Origin of the sequence: Litchfieldella rifensis, assembly GCF_042646605.1 — a bacterium.
Classification (GTDB): Bacteria; Pseudomonadota; Gammaproteobacteria; order Pseudomonadales; family Halomonadaceae; genus Litchfieldella; species Litchfieldella rifensis.
In genome coordinates this window covers 221,116-237,390 of record NZ_JBHRUG010000048.1, presented here as the reverse complement: position 1 = coordinate 237,390, position 16,275 = coordinate 221,116, and the positions used below count along the sequence as shown (strand labels likewise).

General features: G+C 63.1%; 13 protein-coding genes. 4 read left to right on the top strand and 9 right to left on the bottom strand.

Annotated features, from left to right (window positions below):
• Positions 1–22: 22 nt before the first annotated feature.
• From ACFOEV_RS20805 to ACFOEV_RS20795, 3 genes are all read right to left on the bottom strand, one after another.
• A complete protein-coding gene (locus ACFOEV_RS20805; RefSeq protein ID WP_386776810.1) occupies positions 23–1,363 on the bottom strand; it encodes a TRAP transporter large permease in 1,341 nt (446 codons plus the stop codon).
• 2 nt (positions 1,364–1,365) lie between these two features.
• Entirely contained in the window at positions 1,366–1,932 is a 567-nt protein-coding gene (locus tag ACFOEV_RS20800) for a TRAP transporter small permease (RefSeq protein ID WP_386776809.1), read from the bottom strand.
• Between the two features lie 100 nt (positions 1,933–2,032).
• Positions 2,033–3,046, bottom strand: coding sequence for a TRAP transporter substrate-binding protein (locus ACFOEV_RS20795; protein WP_386776808.1), 1,014 nt, complete (start codon positions 3,044–3,046; stop codon positions 2,033–2,035).
• Between the two features lie 482 nt (positions 3,047–3,528).
• Between ACFOEV_RS20795 and pdxR the strand changes: the two genes are divergently transcribed.
• Positions 3,529–5,001, top strand: coding sequence for a MocR-like pyridoxine biosynthesis transcription factor PdxR (gene pdxR / locus ACFOEV_RS20790; protein ID WP_386776807.1), 1,473 nt, complete (start codon positions 3,529–3,531; stop codon positions 4,999–5,001).
• A gap of 106 nt (positions 5,002–5,107) precedes the next feature.
• Here pdxR and ACFOEV_RS20785 read toward each other — a convergent pair whose 3' ends face one another.
• From ACFOEV_RS20785 to thiO, 3 genes are all read right to left on the bottom strand, one after another.
• Positions 5,108–6,547, bottom strand: a complete 1,440-nt coding sequence (locus ACFOEV_RS20785) for an NAD(P)/FAD-dependent oxidoreductase (protein ID WP_386776806.1) — start codon at positions 6,545–6,547, stop codon at positions 5,108–5,110.
• Positions 6,548–6,595: 48 nt separating this feature from the next.
• Entirely contained in the window at positions 6,596–6,979 is a 384-nt protein-coding gene (locus ACFOEV_RS20780; protein WP_386776805.1) for a nuclear transport factor 2 family protein, read from the bottom strand.
• A gap of 161 nt (positions 6,980–7,140) precedes the next feature.
• Positions 7,141–8,298, bottom strand: a complete 1,158-nt coding sequence (thiO, locus tag ACFOEV_RS20775) for a glycine oxidase ThiO (RefSeq protein WP_386776804.1) — start codon at positions 8,296–8,298, stop codon at positions 7,141–7,143.
• Positions 8,299–8,595: 297 nt separating this feature from the next.
• Here thiO and ACFOEV_RS20770 point away from each other — a divergent pair, with 297 nt between their 5' ends.
• Positions 8,596–9,576 carry an AAA family ATPase gene (locus tag ACFOEV_RS20770; protein WP_386776803.1) on the top strand — a complete coding sequence of 327 codons (981 nt, stop codon included), beginning with the start codon at positions 8,596–8,598 and terminating at the stop codon, positions 9,574–9,576.
• Positions 9,576–11,285 (top strand): cobaltochelatase CobT-related protein, encoded by a 1,710-nt coding sequence (locus ACFOEV_RS20765; protein ID WP_386776802.1) that lies wholly within the window; start codon positions 9,576–9,578, stop codon positions 11,283–11,285. The genes ACFOEV_RS20770 and ACFOEV_RS20765 overlap by 1 nt, the downstream gene beginning before the upstream one ends.
• Positions 11,286–11,315: 30 nt before the next feature.
• Here ACFOEV_RS20765 and ACFOEV_RS20760 read toward each other — a convergent pair whose 3' ends face one another.
• The 3 genes from ACFOEV_RS20760 to xsc form a co-directional block, all read right to left on the bottom strand.
• Positions 11,316–12,080, bottom strand: coding sequence for a TSUP family transporter (locus ACFOEV_RS20760; RefSeq protein WP_386776801.1), 765 nt, complete (start codon positions 12,078–12,080; stop codon positions 11,316–11,318).
• 7 nt (positions 12,081–12,087) lie between these two features.
• On the bottom strand, positions 12,088–13,116 hold the full coding sequence (gene pta, locus ACFOEV_RS20755; RefSeq protein WP_386776800.1) for a phosphate acetyltransferase: 1,029 nt from the start codon (positions 13,114–13,116) through the stop codon (positions 12,088–12,090).
• Between the two features lie 153 nt (positions 13,117–13,269).
• On the bottom strand, positions 13,270–15,090 hold the full coding sequence (gene xsc / locus ACFOEV_RS20750; protein ID WP_386776799.1) for a sulfoacetaldehyde acetyltransferase: 1,821 nt from the start codon (positions 15,088–15,090) through the stop codon (positions 13,270–13,272).
• A gap of 180 nt (positions 15,091–15,270) precedes the next feature.
• Between xsc and ACFOEV_RS20745 the strand changes: the two genes are divergently transcribed.
• Positions 15,271–16,074 carry an IclR family transcriptional regulator gene (locus ACFOEV_RS20745; protein WP_386776798.1) on the top strand — a complete coding sequence of 268 codons (804 nt, stop codon included), beginning with the start codon at positions 15,271–15,273 and terminating at the stop codon, positions 16,072–16,074.
• The last annotated feature ends 201 nt before the right edge of the window (positions 16,075–16,275 follow it).

Below are 16,275 nucleotides of genomic sequence, written 5' to 3'. Positions count from 1 at the left end.
ACCTTGTCGTTGAGACGCTTCATCAGTAACCGAGAACGCTCGGTAGCCACAGCGCTATGCCGGGAAGGTAGGCAATGATGAAGAGTGCGATGATGGAGGCCCCGGCGAAGGGCAGTGCCTTGAGCGAGATTTCTTCGATTGAGGCCCCGCCGATCCCCGAGGCAACGAACAAATTCTCTCCCAACGGGGGTGTCTGGAAGCCGATCGCCAGTGCACAGACCACCACGATTCCCACATGCACCGGATCCATGCCCAGCATGTACATGATCGGCAGCAGCACCGGTGTCAGGATCATGATCGCCGCCAGGGTTTCCATGAACATGCCCACGAACAGCAGGAAGAAAATGATCATGGCCCAGATCAAGTACAGGTTGTCGGTGACCCCCAACATGACCTCGGCGATATAGGCTGGTACCCGTTGTTCGACCAGCAGGCGCCCAAAGACCGTCGCGGTGAACAGGATCAGCAGGACCCGACCGGTGATCCAGGTGGTGGTTTCCAGAGTGCGCATGGCCGGAATCCACTTGAGCTCCTTGTGCAGGAAGATGCCCACGATGATGGTGTAGAAGATGGCCACAATGGCGGACTCCGTGGGAGTGAAGAGACCACTGTAGATGCCGCCGAGGATGATGATCGGAGCCAGTATCGACCACACGCCCTTGCGCAACGTGTCGCGAATCTGCGCGAAGGACCAGCGGTCGGTCAGCCCCCGATAACCACGCTTGCGTGAGATGAAGTAGTTGATGGTGAGCAGGCAGGCAGCGATGACCATCCCGGGGAAGATGCCGGCGATGAAAAGCTTGGGGATCGACAGGGTCTGAAACGTCCCGTGTGCAGCCACCGCCTCGGCTGGCGGTTGCAGGCCCATGCCGGAGATACCGAAGATGACCATGGGGATCGAAGGAGGGATGACGACCCCCAGCCCTCCGGAGGAGGCCGTAATGGCAGAACCATAGCCCTTGTCGTAGCCGCGGTTGGCCATGGCGGGAATCATCAGCATGCCCACCGCCGCTGTAGTGGCCGGCCCCGAGCCGGAGATCGCGCCGAAGAACATGCAGGCAAATACCGTGGCGGCAGCAAGGCCTCCGGTGACCGGGCCAGCGAAGGCCTCGGCAATATCCACCAGACGCTTGGAAATCCCCGCCGCTTCCATCAACGCTCCCGCCAGGATGAAGGCCGGCAACGCCATCAGTGGAAAGGAGCCCACCGAGGTGAACGCCATCTGCACGAAGGCCATGGGATTCTCGCCAAGCGACAGGTAAGTCGCCAGCGCCGCCACCCCCAGGGACACGGTAATCGGGGCCCCGAGAATCAGGAGCAGGAAAAACGTGCCGAACAGGATGTAAAGGATGGTCGAATCCATGGTTATACCTCCCGATGGCGGGGCGTCAGGCCACCCGAATCACTGGAGCGTTTCATCGCTTCGACGCCCTGGGTTTCGGGATCGACCAGATCCACCTTCTTCACATACTTCAGATAATTGTTTTGAATGATTCGCAGGGACATGACGACAAAGGCAAGGGGCAATATCATGTAGACGTATTTCATGGGAATGCCCAATGTCTGCGACTTCCAGAACAGATTCATCTTGTTGAAGACGAAGTCATAGCTGAGATAAACAAACACGGCGTTGAAGACAAGCCAGATCACATCGGTCAGGATACCGCATGCCTTCTCCACCACCCTGGGGAAGAACTTGAACTGAAACGTGACGCGGTTATGCGCCGACTTCTTCGCAGCATAAACGGCTCCCAGATAGGCGAACCAGACGAAGCAATAGATCGCCAGCTCATCGCCCCATGGCAATGAATAGCTGAACACATTACGCAATATGATCTGGAGAAAAAGAATGACCACAAACGATACCAGGAGAAACTGACAGAGATAGTTTTCCAGGTTGTCGATGAGCTTCAAGATGGGATCTTTGTTCATGGCTGGCCCCTCCAGCTAACAGGATCGATATGCTTGGCACCTGCACCGACTCCGTGAGCCGGTGCAGTGGTTGGAACAAGCCATATGACCTTGGTCATCATCACTCGGCGGGAGCTGGCGCACGCCCTAAGGCGGCCAGTGCCTCGTCGAGTTTTTCCTTGCCGCCGATGCTGTCGTAGAATTGCGGCCAGATCTGGGTAGCCATCTCGATCCATTGTTGCTCGTCGTTGGCAGGCGCAACGATCTCCATGCCGTGTTCTTCGACGAGCTTCTCCTTGATGGAGGCTTCGGTATTCAGCAGGTAATCGTAGCTGCGTTGGGTCGCTTCCTTGCCTGCCTCCAGTACGATCTCCTGCATCTCTGGGCTGAGGCTCTGGAACTTCGATTCGCTGATGATCAGCGGTTCCATCGAGAACACATAGCAGCTGTCAGTGACGTAGTTCTGCACCTCGTAGAACTTCATGGCATCGATGGTGATGTAGGGATTGTCCTGACCGTCCACCACTCCCTGCTGCAATGCGGTGAAGGTTTCCGACCAGGCCAGCGGATTGGGGTTGACCCCCCAGGCCTGGTAGGCCGAGATCATGATCTCGTTCTTGGGTACCCGAATCACCAAGCCATCGAGGTCGGCCGGCTCGGCCACGGGTCGAGCGGAGTTGGTCAACCGACGACAGCCGGAATAGGCCCAGGCCAGGATCCGCACGCCGGCATCACGAATGGTGTTCTCGGTGAGTTCCTCGCCGATACTGCCCTGGGTCAGCGTCTTGGCGTCCTCGGGGCTCTGGATGACATAGGGGAGCGTCATGACCCCCACGGTGGGCGAGAACGGTGTGATATTGTTGATCGCCAGCACCGAGAGGTCGAGCAACCCCATGCTGGCATTATTGACGGTGTCCTGCTCACTGCCGAGCTGACCGTTGGGAAAGAGGTCCACCGTGACCTCGCCGCCGGTTCTCTCTTCCAGCAAATTCGCAAAGGTAGTACCGAGTTCGTATTGAGTTCCTCCCGCAGCGTCACCCAGTGCCATCTTCCATGTTTCTGCCATGGCATGGCCACTGAGAAAAAGACTTGCCGCAGACACTGCCAGGGGCATCACCAATTTATATAGTCGCATGTCATTCTCCACAGGTTGTTCTTGTCTGGACAGTGAGAAATTTCCCATCGTCATCACTGGAGTGTTCAATCGAAGGCTCTCGCCTGGACTATTTTTCTGGTATGAAGTCAGCCGTCTCCTTTATCCGTCATATCTCAATAGAGATATGTCAAAAAATGGGGCTTCCGTCTTTTCCATTCAGGTCTGATCCCCTACCGGGATTTCCTGAAATGCGGTAGCGCTTCGCCCTACCTCAGGACTCACTGTCACGCACAACCCGGATCATCAGTAGTACCAGTACGAACCCATCTATTGGTCCAGCGGGGCAAGAGCGGTCATGAGGCACGGGTGCTCGGAAGGGGACAACCCGAACCGGGAAGGCATAGACTGAAGAGGACAAAGCAGACCAAGGAAGGAGGCTCGGTAATGCCAAGCTTCCTGCCTCATTTTCGAGGCGGTGGGATAGCGATATAGTCTTGAGGCAATCACAAGGGTTTCATTTCATGAGCCAGCTTCTTTTTCATCTCGATGCCGACCTGCCTGCCAGCCTTCAGCAGCAGTTGCGAGAGCAGATCGCTCGCGCCATCCTCGATGGCCACATTCCGCTGGACGAAGCACTTCCTTCCAGCCGGAAGCTGGCGCGGGAGCTGCACATCGCTCGCAATACCGTGATGCTGGCCTATGAGCAATTGCTTGACGATGGCTATCTGATTGCCAGAAGCCGCAGTGGCTATTTTGTCAATCCGGAGATTCTGGAGGGGCGCGCCGAGAGGCCCGAGCGTCTCGACGATATCGATGCCGAGCGCTTGCCGTGGGAGGAACTGCTGACCATGCGCCCGTCACAGCAGCAAACCATCGACAAGCCCAGCGATTGGCATCGCTACGATTATCCCTTCCTGTATGGCCAGATCGATCCAGAGCTGTTTCCCACCCAGCATTGGCGGGAATGCAGTCGTGACTCCATGAGTGTCCCGGCCATTCGCAGTTGGTCGGTGGACCATCTCAACGATGACGACCCGCTATTGATCGAGCAGATCCATAAGCGCCTGCTTCCTCGCCGTGGCGTCTGGGCGTCCCCCGACGAGATCCTGGTCACGGTCGGGGCCCAGCAGGCATTGTGGATCGTCTCGATGCTCCTGCTGAAGCTTGGGAGACGCTTCGGGATGGAAAATCCCGGCTATGTCGACATGTACAATATCGCCAGAACCTTCACGCAGAATGTTCTGTTGCTTCCGGTCGATGAGCATGGCATGCGCCTGGAACCGGAGATCGGCAAGTGCCAGTTGGTCTATGTCACCCCCAGTCACCAGTCGCCCACTACCGTGACCATGCCGCTCGAGCGACGTCGGCAGCTACTCGACATGGCCGAGATCGACAATTTCCTGATCATCGAAGACGACTATGAGAGCGAAACCAACTATCTCGCCAATCCGACTCCGGCCCTGAAGAGCCTGGACAAGCACAACCGGGTCATTTACGTCGGCAGCCTGTCCAAGACCCTGGCACCGGGACTACGGTTGGGCTACATGGTCGGGCCACCGGCCCTGATCCGCGAGGCCAGGGCGTTGCGCCGTTTGATGCTGCGTCATCCGCCGACCAACAACCAGCGCGCCGTGGCCCTGTTTCTCGATCGTGGCTACCATGACGCTCTGCTCAGGCAGATCCACCAGGTATTCCATAGCCGCTGGCAGTGCATGGGCGATGCCCTGGCCAAGCATATGCCGCAATCCTCGGTCCCTTCGACCTACGGTGGCTCGTGCTTCTGGCTAAAAGGCCCGGCGGGTCTCGACTGTGCCAAGCTCAACCAACTGGCCCGAGAGCAGAGCATCCTTATCGAGTGTGGCGGCATCCATTTCTTCGATGCACCGCGTTCCGAGTACTTCCGACTGGGCTTTTCAGCGATCCCCGAAGCACGCATCGAGCCGGGCATCGAGCGCCTGGCGGGACTGATCCCCCAGGCGACCGAGCAGAATTAGTCGCCGCGTCGGGCTACCGCCCGAAACCACCATGGCCACCCGATGGGTGGCCATGGTGGACAGGCGATTCTAAGGGTGCCGTTGCTATCTCGAACCGGCCGAGGCGTCACAGCACCTCGTCTTTCAGATGGTACCAGCGATACAAGAACCGCTGCCCGATCCGGCGAAATGGCGCAAACGACTGTGACTCGACCATCTCCCGGACATTGGGAAACGGCAGCTTGGAGGTAAAGATCGGCAGGTCCAGCGCCTGGCCATGCCCGGCGATCCACTGCGCCAGTCGACGCCCGGCCTGCGCCGAGTACATGACGCCATTGCCGCCATAACCCAGCGCATAGTAGATCGTCTCACGAGCGTCGGGCTGACAGATACGCGGCATCATGTCGTGGCTCACATCGACCCAGCCCCACCAGGAGTAGTCGATCCCGATGCCTTCGAGTGCCGGGAACTTGCGCTGCAGGTCCCTGACAAGCAGATCTTCGTATTTCTTTTGCGGGGCATCGCGACCGGTCACTGCGCTGCGACTGCCGATTTGCACCCGGTTGTCGGGCAACAACCGATAGTAGTGACGGAGTATCCGGGTGTCGGTAATCACCTGTCGGGTCTTGAATTGACACGCCGCGAGCTCGGCATCGCTCAAGGGGCGCGTGACGATCGAATTGGAGAGTATCGGCAGCAGGCGATTCTTGAGTGTCGGATGCAGCAGTTGGGAGGTATAGCCCCCGGTGGCGATACCCACGGCACGCGTCTTGACCACGCCACCCGGCGTTTTCAGGTAGTGAACGCCATCGCGCGTTTCCCATCCCTGCACGGGGCTCGACGGATGAATCGTCGCCCCTAGCGCCCTGGCTTTCCTGTGATAGCCGAAGGCCAGCTTGCCGGCATGGATGCCGATGCCTTCCGGCTCGTGCATGGCACCGGCGGCTTCCTGGTCGCCCAGCCACTCGTGCTTGACGGTGTCCGCATCCAGGATCTGCGCGTCGTAGTGGAATGTCTCACGCAGCAGCTTGGCTTCCTTCTCCAGCGAAGGCATCAACTTGTCGCGATGGGCGACATAGAGGTGGCCGCCGGGCTGGGGGTCGCAATCGATGTCGGCGATCAGTTCCTTGAAGGTCGCCATGCCGGCGAGGCACTCCTCATGGAGCTTGAGCGCGGCATCCAGACCGTAGCGCTGGATCCACTGCGAGCGCTTGAGGCGCCCCGAGGCGCACTGGGCCTGGCCGCCATTGCGCGTGGAACACCCCCAACTGGCGCGATTCGCCTCGAGCACGGTGGCCTTGATGCCATGTTCCCGGGCCAGGAAGATCGCCGCGGTCAGTCCGGTGAAGCCGGAGCCGATGATGACCACATCGGCATCCATGTCCTGGGTGACCGGGCCGTCGTCGGCCGGCGGTTCTCCCGCCGTGCCGATCCAGTAGGTGGGCGCGTAGTCGCGTCCCTGCCCCGGGGTGGCGCTCTTCAGTGGATCGTAGGCCGGATCGTAAGGTTGGGAAGGCGCGGTGCTGCGTCCGGATTCCACCCCCTGTGCTGGCGTTGTTGTCTCCATGATCGGACTCCTCGCAGTCTGGATACCGTGAATCGGTCGTGACGCCCGTCAGACGTCGATCGGCGGCCGGTTCTTGCGGAAGGCGTTCTTCACGGCGATCTTGCCGTCACGGAAGGTGAACACGTCCACCATGCGGGCCTCGGACCGGGCCCCGTCGGCGGTGGTGCCCTGGTAGGTGGTTTCGGAGAAGCCGTGATCGCCAACGACGAAATGCTCGCCGTCGACCCAGGCCGCATCGGGCGCGGTCTTCCAGGCATTCTCGAGCGCCTGTCTGACCTCGCTCTGGCCGACGAAGCTCTTGCCCCTCAGTTCCGGACCGGCGATGGCATGGAACACGCAGTCCTCGGTCATCATGTCCATGACGGCATCGATATCATGGCGGTTGAGGGCATCGCTGAAGGCTTTCAGGAATTGCACGTCGGGTTGGCTCATCTCTGGCTCCTGGGCTTGTCGTTGTTGATACAAAGCATGGGAAAGGGGGGTGAGACACCCGGCCTCTTCTCATCCACGAGACTACCGACTGGAACGGGCCAGGATTAGCGCCAGATGCCACCCAGTCGTTGGACCAGTCGACATCCCAGGCCCCGGACCGGTCAGGCGAAGGCGACCTCGCGGGACGGGACGTCGACGGCGGCATCCGAAGTGCCCGGCGCCGACCGGGGAAGAAACGGCGAGGGATCGAGGATCGGCTCGCGTCCCAGCAGTTGGTCGACCAGCAGGCGCGTGGCGGCCGGCGCCAGCACCAGGCCGTTGCGATAGTGTCCGGCATTGACGAACAGGCCCTCGACATGAGGCACCTCGCCGATGAACGGCAGCCCCTTCGGGGCGCCCGGGCGAAGCCCTGCCCAGTGGTGCTCCACCTGGCAGTCGGCGAGCGCCGGCAGCATGGCCACGGCACTGGCATACAACGATGCCCGGGCCTGCTCGGTGGTGGTCTTGTCGAAGTCGGCCTCTTCCAGCGTCGAGCCGATCAGCACGCGACCATCGGCGCGTGGGATCAGGTAGCGGCCGTCCGCCAGCACCACCCGCTCGAGCAGCTGACGGCTGCCGGTGGCCACCGGCGTCCGGAACACCATCATCTGGCCCTTGACCGGGCGTACCGGCAGGCTGAGCCCCAGTGTCTCCAGCAGCCGCCCGGTCCAGGCCCCGCCACAGACGATCAGCCGGTCGGCAAGGACACGGCCGGCGTCGGTGTCCACGCCCGCGACCCGGCCGCGTTCGACCACCAGGCGCTCGACTCGACAGCCCTCGTGCAGCGAAACGCCCGGCAGGGTGGTGAGCCGCGCGCGCAGCGCTTGCCCCAGGCGTGGATTGCGGATGCTGCCCAGCGTCGGCATCCACAGCGCGCCGTCCAGGCCGTCGGCGAGATGGGGCTCCCGGGCGTAAAGGAAGTAGTCGTCGACCCGCGCCAACGGCTTGCCCTGACGCTGCGCCCAAGCCATGGCGTCGGCCGCGTCGTCCAGGTCGAGATAGAACAGGCCCTTCTGGCGAAACTCCGGGTCGATGCCGGTTTCCTCGGCCAGCCGCGCGGCCAGATGGGGGTAGCGTCCCTCCGACCAGCGCGACAGCCGCGAGATGGGCGCACTGTAGCGCCAGGGGTAAAGCGGCGAGACGATGCCGCCCCCGGCCCAGGACGCTTCCCGACCGCACTGCCCACGCTCGAGCAGGGTCACGGCATGGCCGGCCTCGGCGAGCTGCCAGGCGGTCATCATGCCGATGACGCCACCGCCGATGATCAGAAAATCCTTCATGGACATGCTTCCTCGGGTCGACAGAGCACAAGGGAACCTTTCACCCGCACTGACCTTCCCCGGGTGCGAAAATCAGATAACCGGTACGAGAAATTCCGCTTTATGGAATTTAAAGAAACCTTAGGCAGACTCCGACAGCCCGTCAATGGTATATTCCGAAAAACGGTACAATTTGCATCAATAAAAGAAACATGGGTAGCATGGCCAGATGGCGAGCCGGGCCGGACCGCCCCGCTGAATCGCCCAAGAGCCGCAACCCGGAGTCACAGCGGCCGACGACGACCCGAGGAGACTGGCGTGACGGAACTCATAAGTGACAAACCCGACCGCATGGTGCCCGTGCGTACCCTGTTCGGCATCGACAGCGACCTGCAGGTGCCCGCCTTCCGCGAGCGCGACGACTACGTGCCGGAGGTCGACCCGGCCTACCGTTTCCATCCGGACGTGACCCTGGCGATTCTCGCCGGCTTCACCCGCAACCGGCGCGTGATGGTCCAGGGGCTCCACGGCACCGGTAAGTCGACCCATATCGAGCAGGTCGCAGCACGTCTCAACTGGCCCTGCCTGCGCGTCAATCTGGACGGCCATATCAGCCGCCTGGACCTGGTGGGCAAGGACACCATCGTGGTGCGCGATGGTCTGCAGATCACCGAGTTCCAGGAGGGCATCGTGCCCTGGTCGCTGCAACGGCCCATGGCGCTGATCTTCGACGAGTACGACGCCGGCCGCCCCGACGTGATGTTCGTCATCCAGCGCATCCTCGAGCGCGATGGCAACTTCACCCTGCTCGACCAGAACCGGGTGATCCACCCCCACTCCCACTTCCGCCTGTTCGCCACGGCCAACACCCTGGGGCTGGGCAACCTCGATGGCATGTACCACGGCACCCAGGTGCTCAACCATGCCCAGATCGATCGCTGGAACATCGTCGCCAAGCTCGACTACCTGCCACGCGACGAGGAGATCGAGATCGTCCTGGCCCGGGTGCCTCACAAGGCCACCGCGCGCGGTCGCGAACTGATCGATGCCATGGTGGCAGTGGCCGAACTGACACGGAAGGGATTCGCCGCCGGCGACCTGTCCACCCTGATGTCACCGCGCACGGTGATCACCTGGGCCGAGAACTGCGAGATCTTCCGAGACCCGGCCCTGGCGTTCCGGTTGTCCTACCTCAATAAGTGCGACGAGACCGAACGCCCCCTGGTCGCCGAGTATTACCAACGCTGTTTCGGCCAGGAACTCGATGAGTCCCTGGCCCGAGCGACGGGAGCGCGCTGATGGACAGTCCCCGGCAACGCCTGCGTCGTCAGCAGCGCCTCGAGGACCTCGAGGCGGCGGCGCTGCGCGCCCTGACCGGCGACGCCGCGCTGCACTATCGCGGGCGGCGGCTGCATCGCGGCCAGCGGGCGCTGGGCATTCACGCGCCACATCTGCGCCTGACCGAGGATTGCACGGACCTCGCGGCCTACCGCGGGGTCACGGATGGCATGGCACTGCGCCTGCTTCACTCCGATGCCGACCTGCACCGCCGCCAGTGTCCCGAGGCGCCGGTGGAGCGGTTGATCTTCGAGCTGCTCGAGCAGTTGCGCGTGGAGAGCCTCGTCGCCGCCATGCCAGGCATGGCGGCCAACCTGCAACAGCGCTTCACGGCCTGGTCATCTGCCTTCCATCACTCGGGGCTCACCGAAGGCGCGCTGGGCATCCTGCTCTACAGCGTGGCGCAGATCTGCTGGTCGCGGCTGATGGCGAAACCGGTGCTGGCAGAGACCGAGGACCTGATCGAGGCTACCCGCGCCGCCATCGTGCCCCATCTGGGCACTGCCCTGGCCGGCCTGCGCCGGCATCGCCATGACCAGGCGGCCTTCGCGCCCTGTGCGCTGGCCATCGCCCGCTGGGTGGGCGACGCCGTACGCCAAGCGACACCACCGAACGACGGCGACGACCAGGACGAGACCGTCCAGCAAGGCTTCGCGCTGCTGCTCGACGTCGATGACGACGAGCAGGATAATGGCGTAGCGCTTGCCAGCAGCGGCCACAGCAAGGCGTTCAGCGACACCGCACGGCGCTATCGCGTGTTCACCACCGCCTTCGACAGCGAAGTGGCTGCCGGCACACTGGTCCGCTCTGCCCTGCTCGAGGAGTACCGCGAGCGGCTGGACGCACGGATCGCCGCCCAAGGTATCAATCTCCGCCGCCTGGCCCGCCAGTTCACCGCCCGCCTTAGTCTGCCCCAACGGGACGGCTGGCGGTTCGGCGAGGAAGAGGGACAGCTCGACGGGCGCCGCCTGGCGCAACTGATCACCTCGCCGGCGGAACGCCGCCTGTTCCGGCGCGAGCAGTACAAGCCCCGCGCCGATTGCCTGGTGAGTTTTCTGATCGATTGCTCGGGATCGATGAAGGCCCACAGCGAAGCGCTCGCCATGCTCATCGACCAGTTGGCCCGCGCTCTGGACATGGCTGGTGTCACTACCGAGATCCTCGGCTTCACCACCGGCGCCTGGGGCGGCGGCCGCGCCCAGCAGGAGTGGCTGCGACGCGGACGCCCCCGGCACCCGGGGCGGCTCAACGAGGTCCGTTACCTGGTATTCAAGGATGCCGAGCGGCCCTGGCGTCGAGCACGCCGCGACATCGGCGCACTGCTCAAGCGCGACCTTTATCGCGAAGGCATCGATGGCGAGGCTGTGGAATGGGCCTGCGCGCGGATGCGGGGTCGCGAGGAGCAGCGCCGCATCCTCGTCGTACTGTCCGACGGCAGCCCTTCGGACAGCGCGACGAACCTGGCCAACGACAGGTTCTATCTGGACAACCACCTCAAGGAGGTGGTGAGCCACCATGAGTGCCAAGGCGATATCGAGATCCTGGGCCTGGGTGTCGGCCTGGACCTGAGTCCTTTCTATCGCCACCACCTGGTGATCGATCTGGCGCAGTCCCTCGATAATGCGCTGTGCGATGAAGTCGCTGGCCTGCTCACCGCCCGCCGACGCTAATCCGAGGTACGGCTTCGTTTGCCATGTCGATCACCCGCCGACGATCCCGCCGAGTTCCGCCACGATCAACCACCCACCGATCAACACCAGCATGGCGAACACGCCCCGCCGCATCAGCCGTGGCGAAAGCGGTGGTGGAAAGCGACGCCCCGCATAGGTTGCCAGGGCGATGACCGGAATCGACCAGGCCGTGAGCAGCAGGATCTCGCTGCTCATCCGTCCTTGGGAAACGAGGAACAGGGTGCGCACCCCGGACGTGACGGCAAACAGCAGAATCAGCATGTTGCGGATTCCGATCAACTCGGTGGGTTGACGGTAGCAGTGGTAGATCAAGGGTGGACCGGCAATGCCGAACAAGCCTCCCAGCAGGCCGGACAGGCCGCCATACACCGTAAAACTGCGCGGGGAGGAAACCTCCGTCTGCCGATCGGGCCGCAGCAGCAGGCTGAACCCACCGTAGATGATGACCAGGCCCAGCAAGATGCCAAGCAAGGTGGACGCACGGCCACTGAGATACTCGAGCAGCAGCACGCCACAGACGATCATCGGCACGATGCCGATGCTGGCTGCTTTCACCGAGGGCCAGTCGATATGCTGCAGCCGGCCGGGAAGGGCCACCAGGCAGTTGACCAGCATCATCAGACTGACCACGGCAGCCACCGACGCTACCGGGGCGATCTCGAGCCCGCCGGTCGCCCCCATCACGATCATGCCCAGACCGAATCCCGTCACCGTCTGGAAATAACCGGCACAGGCCGCAATCAGCACGAATGGCAGCAGCACCCCGAGACTCATGGCGTCTTCATCGGCATGGCGCCGCCCCGCCCCTGGCTGCGGCCGCCTGGGCCTGGACCGTGGTCACGGCGATGACGTTGACGATGTCACCGGCGCTGCAGCCGCGCGAGAGATCGTTGGCAGGCCTGGTGAGCCCCTGCAGCAAGGGGCCGATCGCCTCGGCGCCGCCGATACGTTCGGCCAGCTTGTAGCCGATGTTGCCGGCCTCGAGATCGGGAAAGATCAGCACATTGGCGTTGCCCTTGACCCGCGAGTCGGGGAGTTTGCGCTCGGCGATCTCGGCGACGATGGCCGCATCGAGCTGCACGTCTTCGTCGATGGCCAGGCCAGGGCGTTGTGCCTTCACCCGATGCGCCGCCTCGACCACCTTGTCGACCGCCGCGTGCCGCGCACTACCGTGGGTGGAAAACGACAGCATGGCCACGCGCGGCGCTTCGTCCAGCAAGGCACGCGCACTATCCGCCGCGGCCATGGCGATATGCGACAGCTGCTCGGCATCGGGATCGATCACCAGGCCACAGTCCGAGAAGATCAGCCCTCCCTTGAGGCTGTGAAACGGCTGGCACAGCATCATCAGGAAAAAGCTCGACACCAGCTTGCAACCGGGTTCCAGCCCCAGCAGTTGGATGGCGCTGCGCACCACCTCCGCGGTGGTGTGCACCGCGCCGGCCACCGAACCGTCGGCATGCCCCTGGCGTACCAGCAGGTTGGCGAAGCACAGTGGCTTGCCTACCTCCTGCTCGGCCTGCTCCCGGGTCATGCCCTTCTTTTCGCGCAAGCCATGCAGTACCCGGGTCAGTTCAGGCGTCAGCGGCGAGTCGGCCGGGTCGACCAGCTCGATACCGGCGAGATCGACACCATGCTCAGCCGCGGCGGTCTCGATACGGGCGCGCGCTCCCACCAGCAGGATCGCAGCGATACCTTGCCGGGTGGCGCGCTCGGCGGCCTGCAACACTCGCCCATCCTCGCCTTCGCATAGCACGATGCGCTTGGGCGCCTGGTGAGCGCGATCCAGGATACGGTTGAGGGCCTTCATGATCATTACCTCCACGGACACCCGCGTCCGTCGCGACGCTAAAAGCCCCCGGCATGCAGGACATCGTGCCGCCGGGGGAAAGTTGCCACGTCAGGGATTCGGAAATGCGCCGATGGACGAGCGGGCGTAACATCGCCATCCATCGGCCTGTCCTCATACGTAGTCCTGGTACTTCTCCAGCAGCCGCACCGGCTTCTTCAGGGCATCGCGGCGGAACGGGTCGCCCAGCTCGCGGGTGCACATGATCTCGAGGATGCAGGTCTTGCCCTCGTTCATCTGCATGTCCACGGCCTTCTTCAATGCTGGACCGACGTCCTCCAGGCGGTCCACGGTGATGCCCTCGGCCCCCATCGCCCGGCCGATCTCGGCGAAGCTCTGGTTGTCCAACTCGCCGGCCACGAAGCGCCGGTTGTAGAAGTCCACCTGGTTCTTCTTCTCTGCACCCCACTGGCGGTTGTGGAACACCACCGCGGTCACCGGAATGTTGTGGCGCACGCAGGTCATGGTTTCCATCAGGCTCATGCCCCAGGCACCGTCACCGGCGTAGGAGATCGCCGGGCGGTGTGGCGCCGCCACCTTGGCGCCGATGATGGTCGGGAAGGCATAGCCGCAGTTGCCGAAGCTCATCGCGGCGAAGAAGCTGCGCGGCTTCTCGAAGCGCAGGTAGCTGTTGGCCACCGAGTTGATGTTGCCGATGTCGGTGGAGACCATCACGTCCTCGGGCAGGGCCTTCTCCAGCTCGCGCAACACCTGGCGCGGGTGCAGGTATTCGCCCCCCGAGAACGGCTTCTCACCCTTGGCCTCCTCGATGGCATCCAGGCTGAACGGGTCGCGCTCGTGGGTCCACTCGTCGAGCTCACGCTCCCAGGCGGCCTTCTCTTCCTGGACCTTGCCGAAGCGCGCCTCCTTGCTGGCATCGCAGGCCAGCTCGCGGCTTTCCAGACGCTCGCTCAGCGCCACCGCGGCGGCCTTGGCGTCGCCGCAGATGCCCACCGAGATCTTCTTCACCAGACCCAGCATCTTGTGGTCGGCATCGATCTGGATGACCTTGGCCTTGGTCGGCCAGTAGTCCAGGCCGTGCTGCGGCAGGGTGCCGAACGGCCCCAGCCGCGAGCCCAGTGCCACCACCACGTCGGCCTGCGACAGCAGTTTCATCGCCGCCTTGGAGCCCTGGTAGCCCAGCGGGCCGCACCACAGCGGATGGCTGGCGGGGAAGGAGTCGTTGTGCAGGTAGCTGTTGACCACCGGCGCGCCCAGGCGCTCGGCCAGCGCCTTGCACTCCTCCACCGCATCGGCCATCACCACCCCGCCACCGGAGATGATCACCGGGAACTCGGCCTGGGCCAGCAGCTCGGCGGCCTCATCGAGACTCTTGGCGCCGCCGGGACCGCGGTCCAGCCGCGACGGCTGGGGAATCTCGGCCTCGATCTCGCCGTAGAAGTAGTCGCGCGGGATGTTGAGCTGGGTCGGCCCCATCTCGTCCATGGCCCGTGAGAAGCAGCGCCCGGTGAACTCCGCCATGCGTGCCGGGTGGGTCACGTGCCCCTGGTACTTGGTGAACTCCTGGAACATCGGCAGTTGGTGGCACTCCTGGAAGCCTCCCAGCCCCATGCCGGTGGTGCCGGCCTCGGGAGTGACGATGACCACCGGGCTGTGCGCCCAGTAGGCGGCAGCGATCGAGGTCACGCAGTTCGAGATGCCCGGGCCGTTTTGACCGATCACCAGGCCATGGCGGCCCGACACGCGGGCATAGCCGTCGGCCATGTGGCCGGCGCCCTGCTCGTGGACCACCGGGATCAGGCGAATGCCGGCCGGGGCGAAGATGTCCATGGCGTCCATGAACGCCGAGCCCATGATGCCGAACATGTCGGTGACGCCATTGGCGACCATGGTTTCGACGAAGGCTTCCGAGGGGGTCATCTTCTGCTTGCCCTGAACGACCGGGCGGGTGTCAGCGGTATCGTGGGTGCTCATGGGGAGTCCTCCGGAGCGACGATTCATTATATTCGGTACAAAACATTCCGTTTTATGGAACTGAAAGTGACTTTAGGCAAGCCCCGCCGACTCGTCAACACAAATTTCAAAAAACGGTACGATTTGCATCGATTACAGAGATTGCTATATTGGCTGCACATCCATGACGAGACAGCCGCGATGCAATCCGACGTCCCCAAGATCGATGGCGACACCCCGACAATGCGCCTGCTTGCCCTGCTGGAAGTCATCGCCGAGAAGGACCAGTTCTTCACGCTGCAGGGGCTGGTGGAGGAAACCGGTCTGCCCAAGCCGACGTTGCATCGCATGCTGCAACAGCTCGAGGCTTCGGGAATGCTGCAGCGTGACGGTGACAGCCGACAATACGGGACAGGCGTCCGTCTGCGCCGCCTGGCAGAGAACCTGTTGTTGAACAACACCGTCCATGGCGCCCGTCACGCCGTACTGAGCCGACTCGTGGAAGAGGTCGGCGAGAGCTGCAATATCACGGCACTATCGGGCAACGAGGTCCTGTATCTCGACCGTGTCGAAACCTCCGCCCCGCTGCGTTTCTATCTGCATCCCGGTTCGCGCGTCCCGGTCCACTGCTCGGCCAGCGGCAAGTTGTTCCTGGCGCAGATGAGCCCCTCGCAGCGCAAGCGACTGCTGGCTCATGTCCCTCTCGAACGTTTCACGCCGAACACACTTACCGACCTGCCGATGCTGGAAACCGAGATCGAGCGAGTCCAGCGCGATGGCTACGCCTTCGACGACGAGGAATTCCTGCCCGGCCTGCTGTGTATCGCCGTCCTGGTACCTGCAACCAAGGGGCGTTCGAACCTGGGGATCGCCATCCAGGCCCCTATCATGCGCCTGACACCGGACAAGGCTCTGGAATATCTGCCGGCACTGCGGCAGGCCGCCGAGGCGATCGCCGCCATCGACGCCGAAGCCACGCCCGGCACTCGCGATGCATCGGCCTGAGGTGTTGCCTGGGGAGCCTCGGGTCCTCAGGCCCCATCAGCGACCCTTGACTGGCCCCATCGGTGCAAGGCCCCTCCTGCTAGGGTGGTAACAAGAACACGACCTTTTCCCGGCAGAGCCATACCAGAGGCCACGCCTGGCGTTGACAGACAGGAATACCGGAAGCTGCCAGCGATCGGCCCGGTCATTGCTCTCCGAATA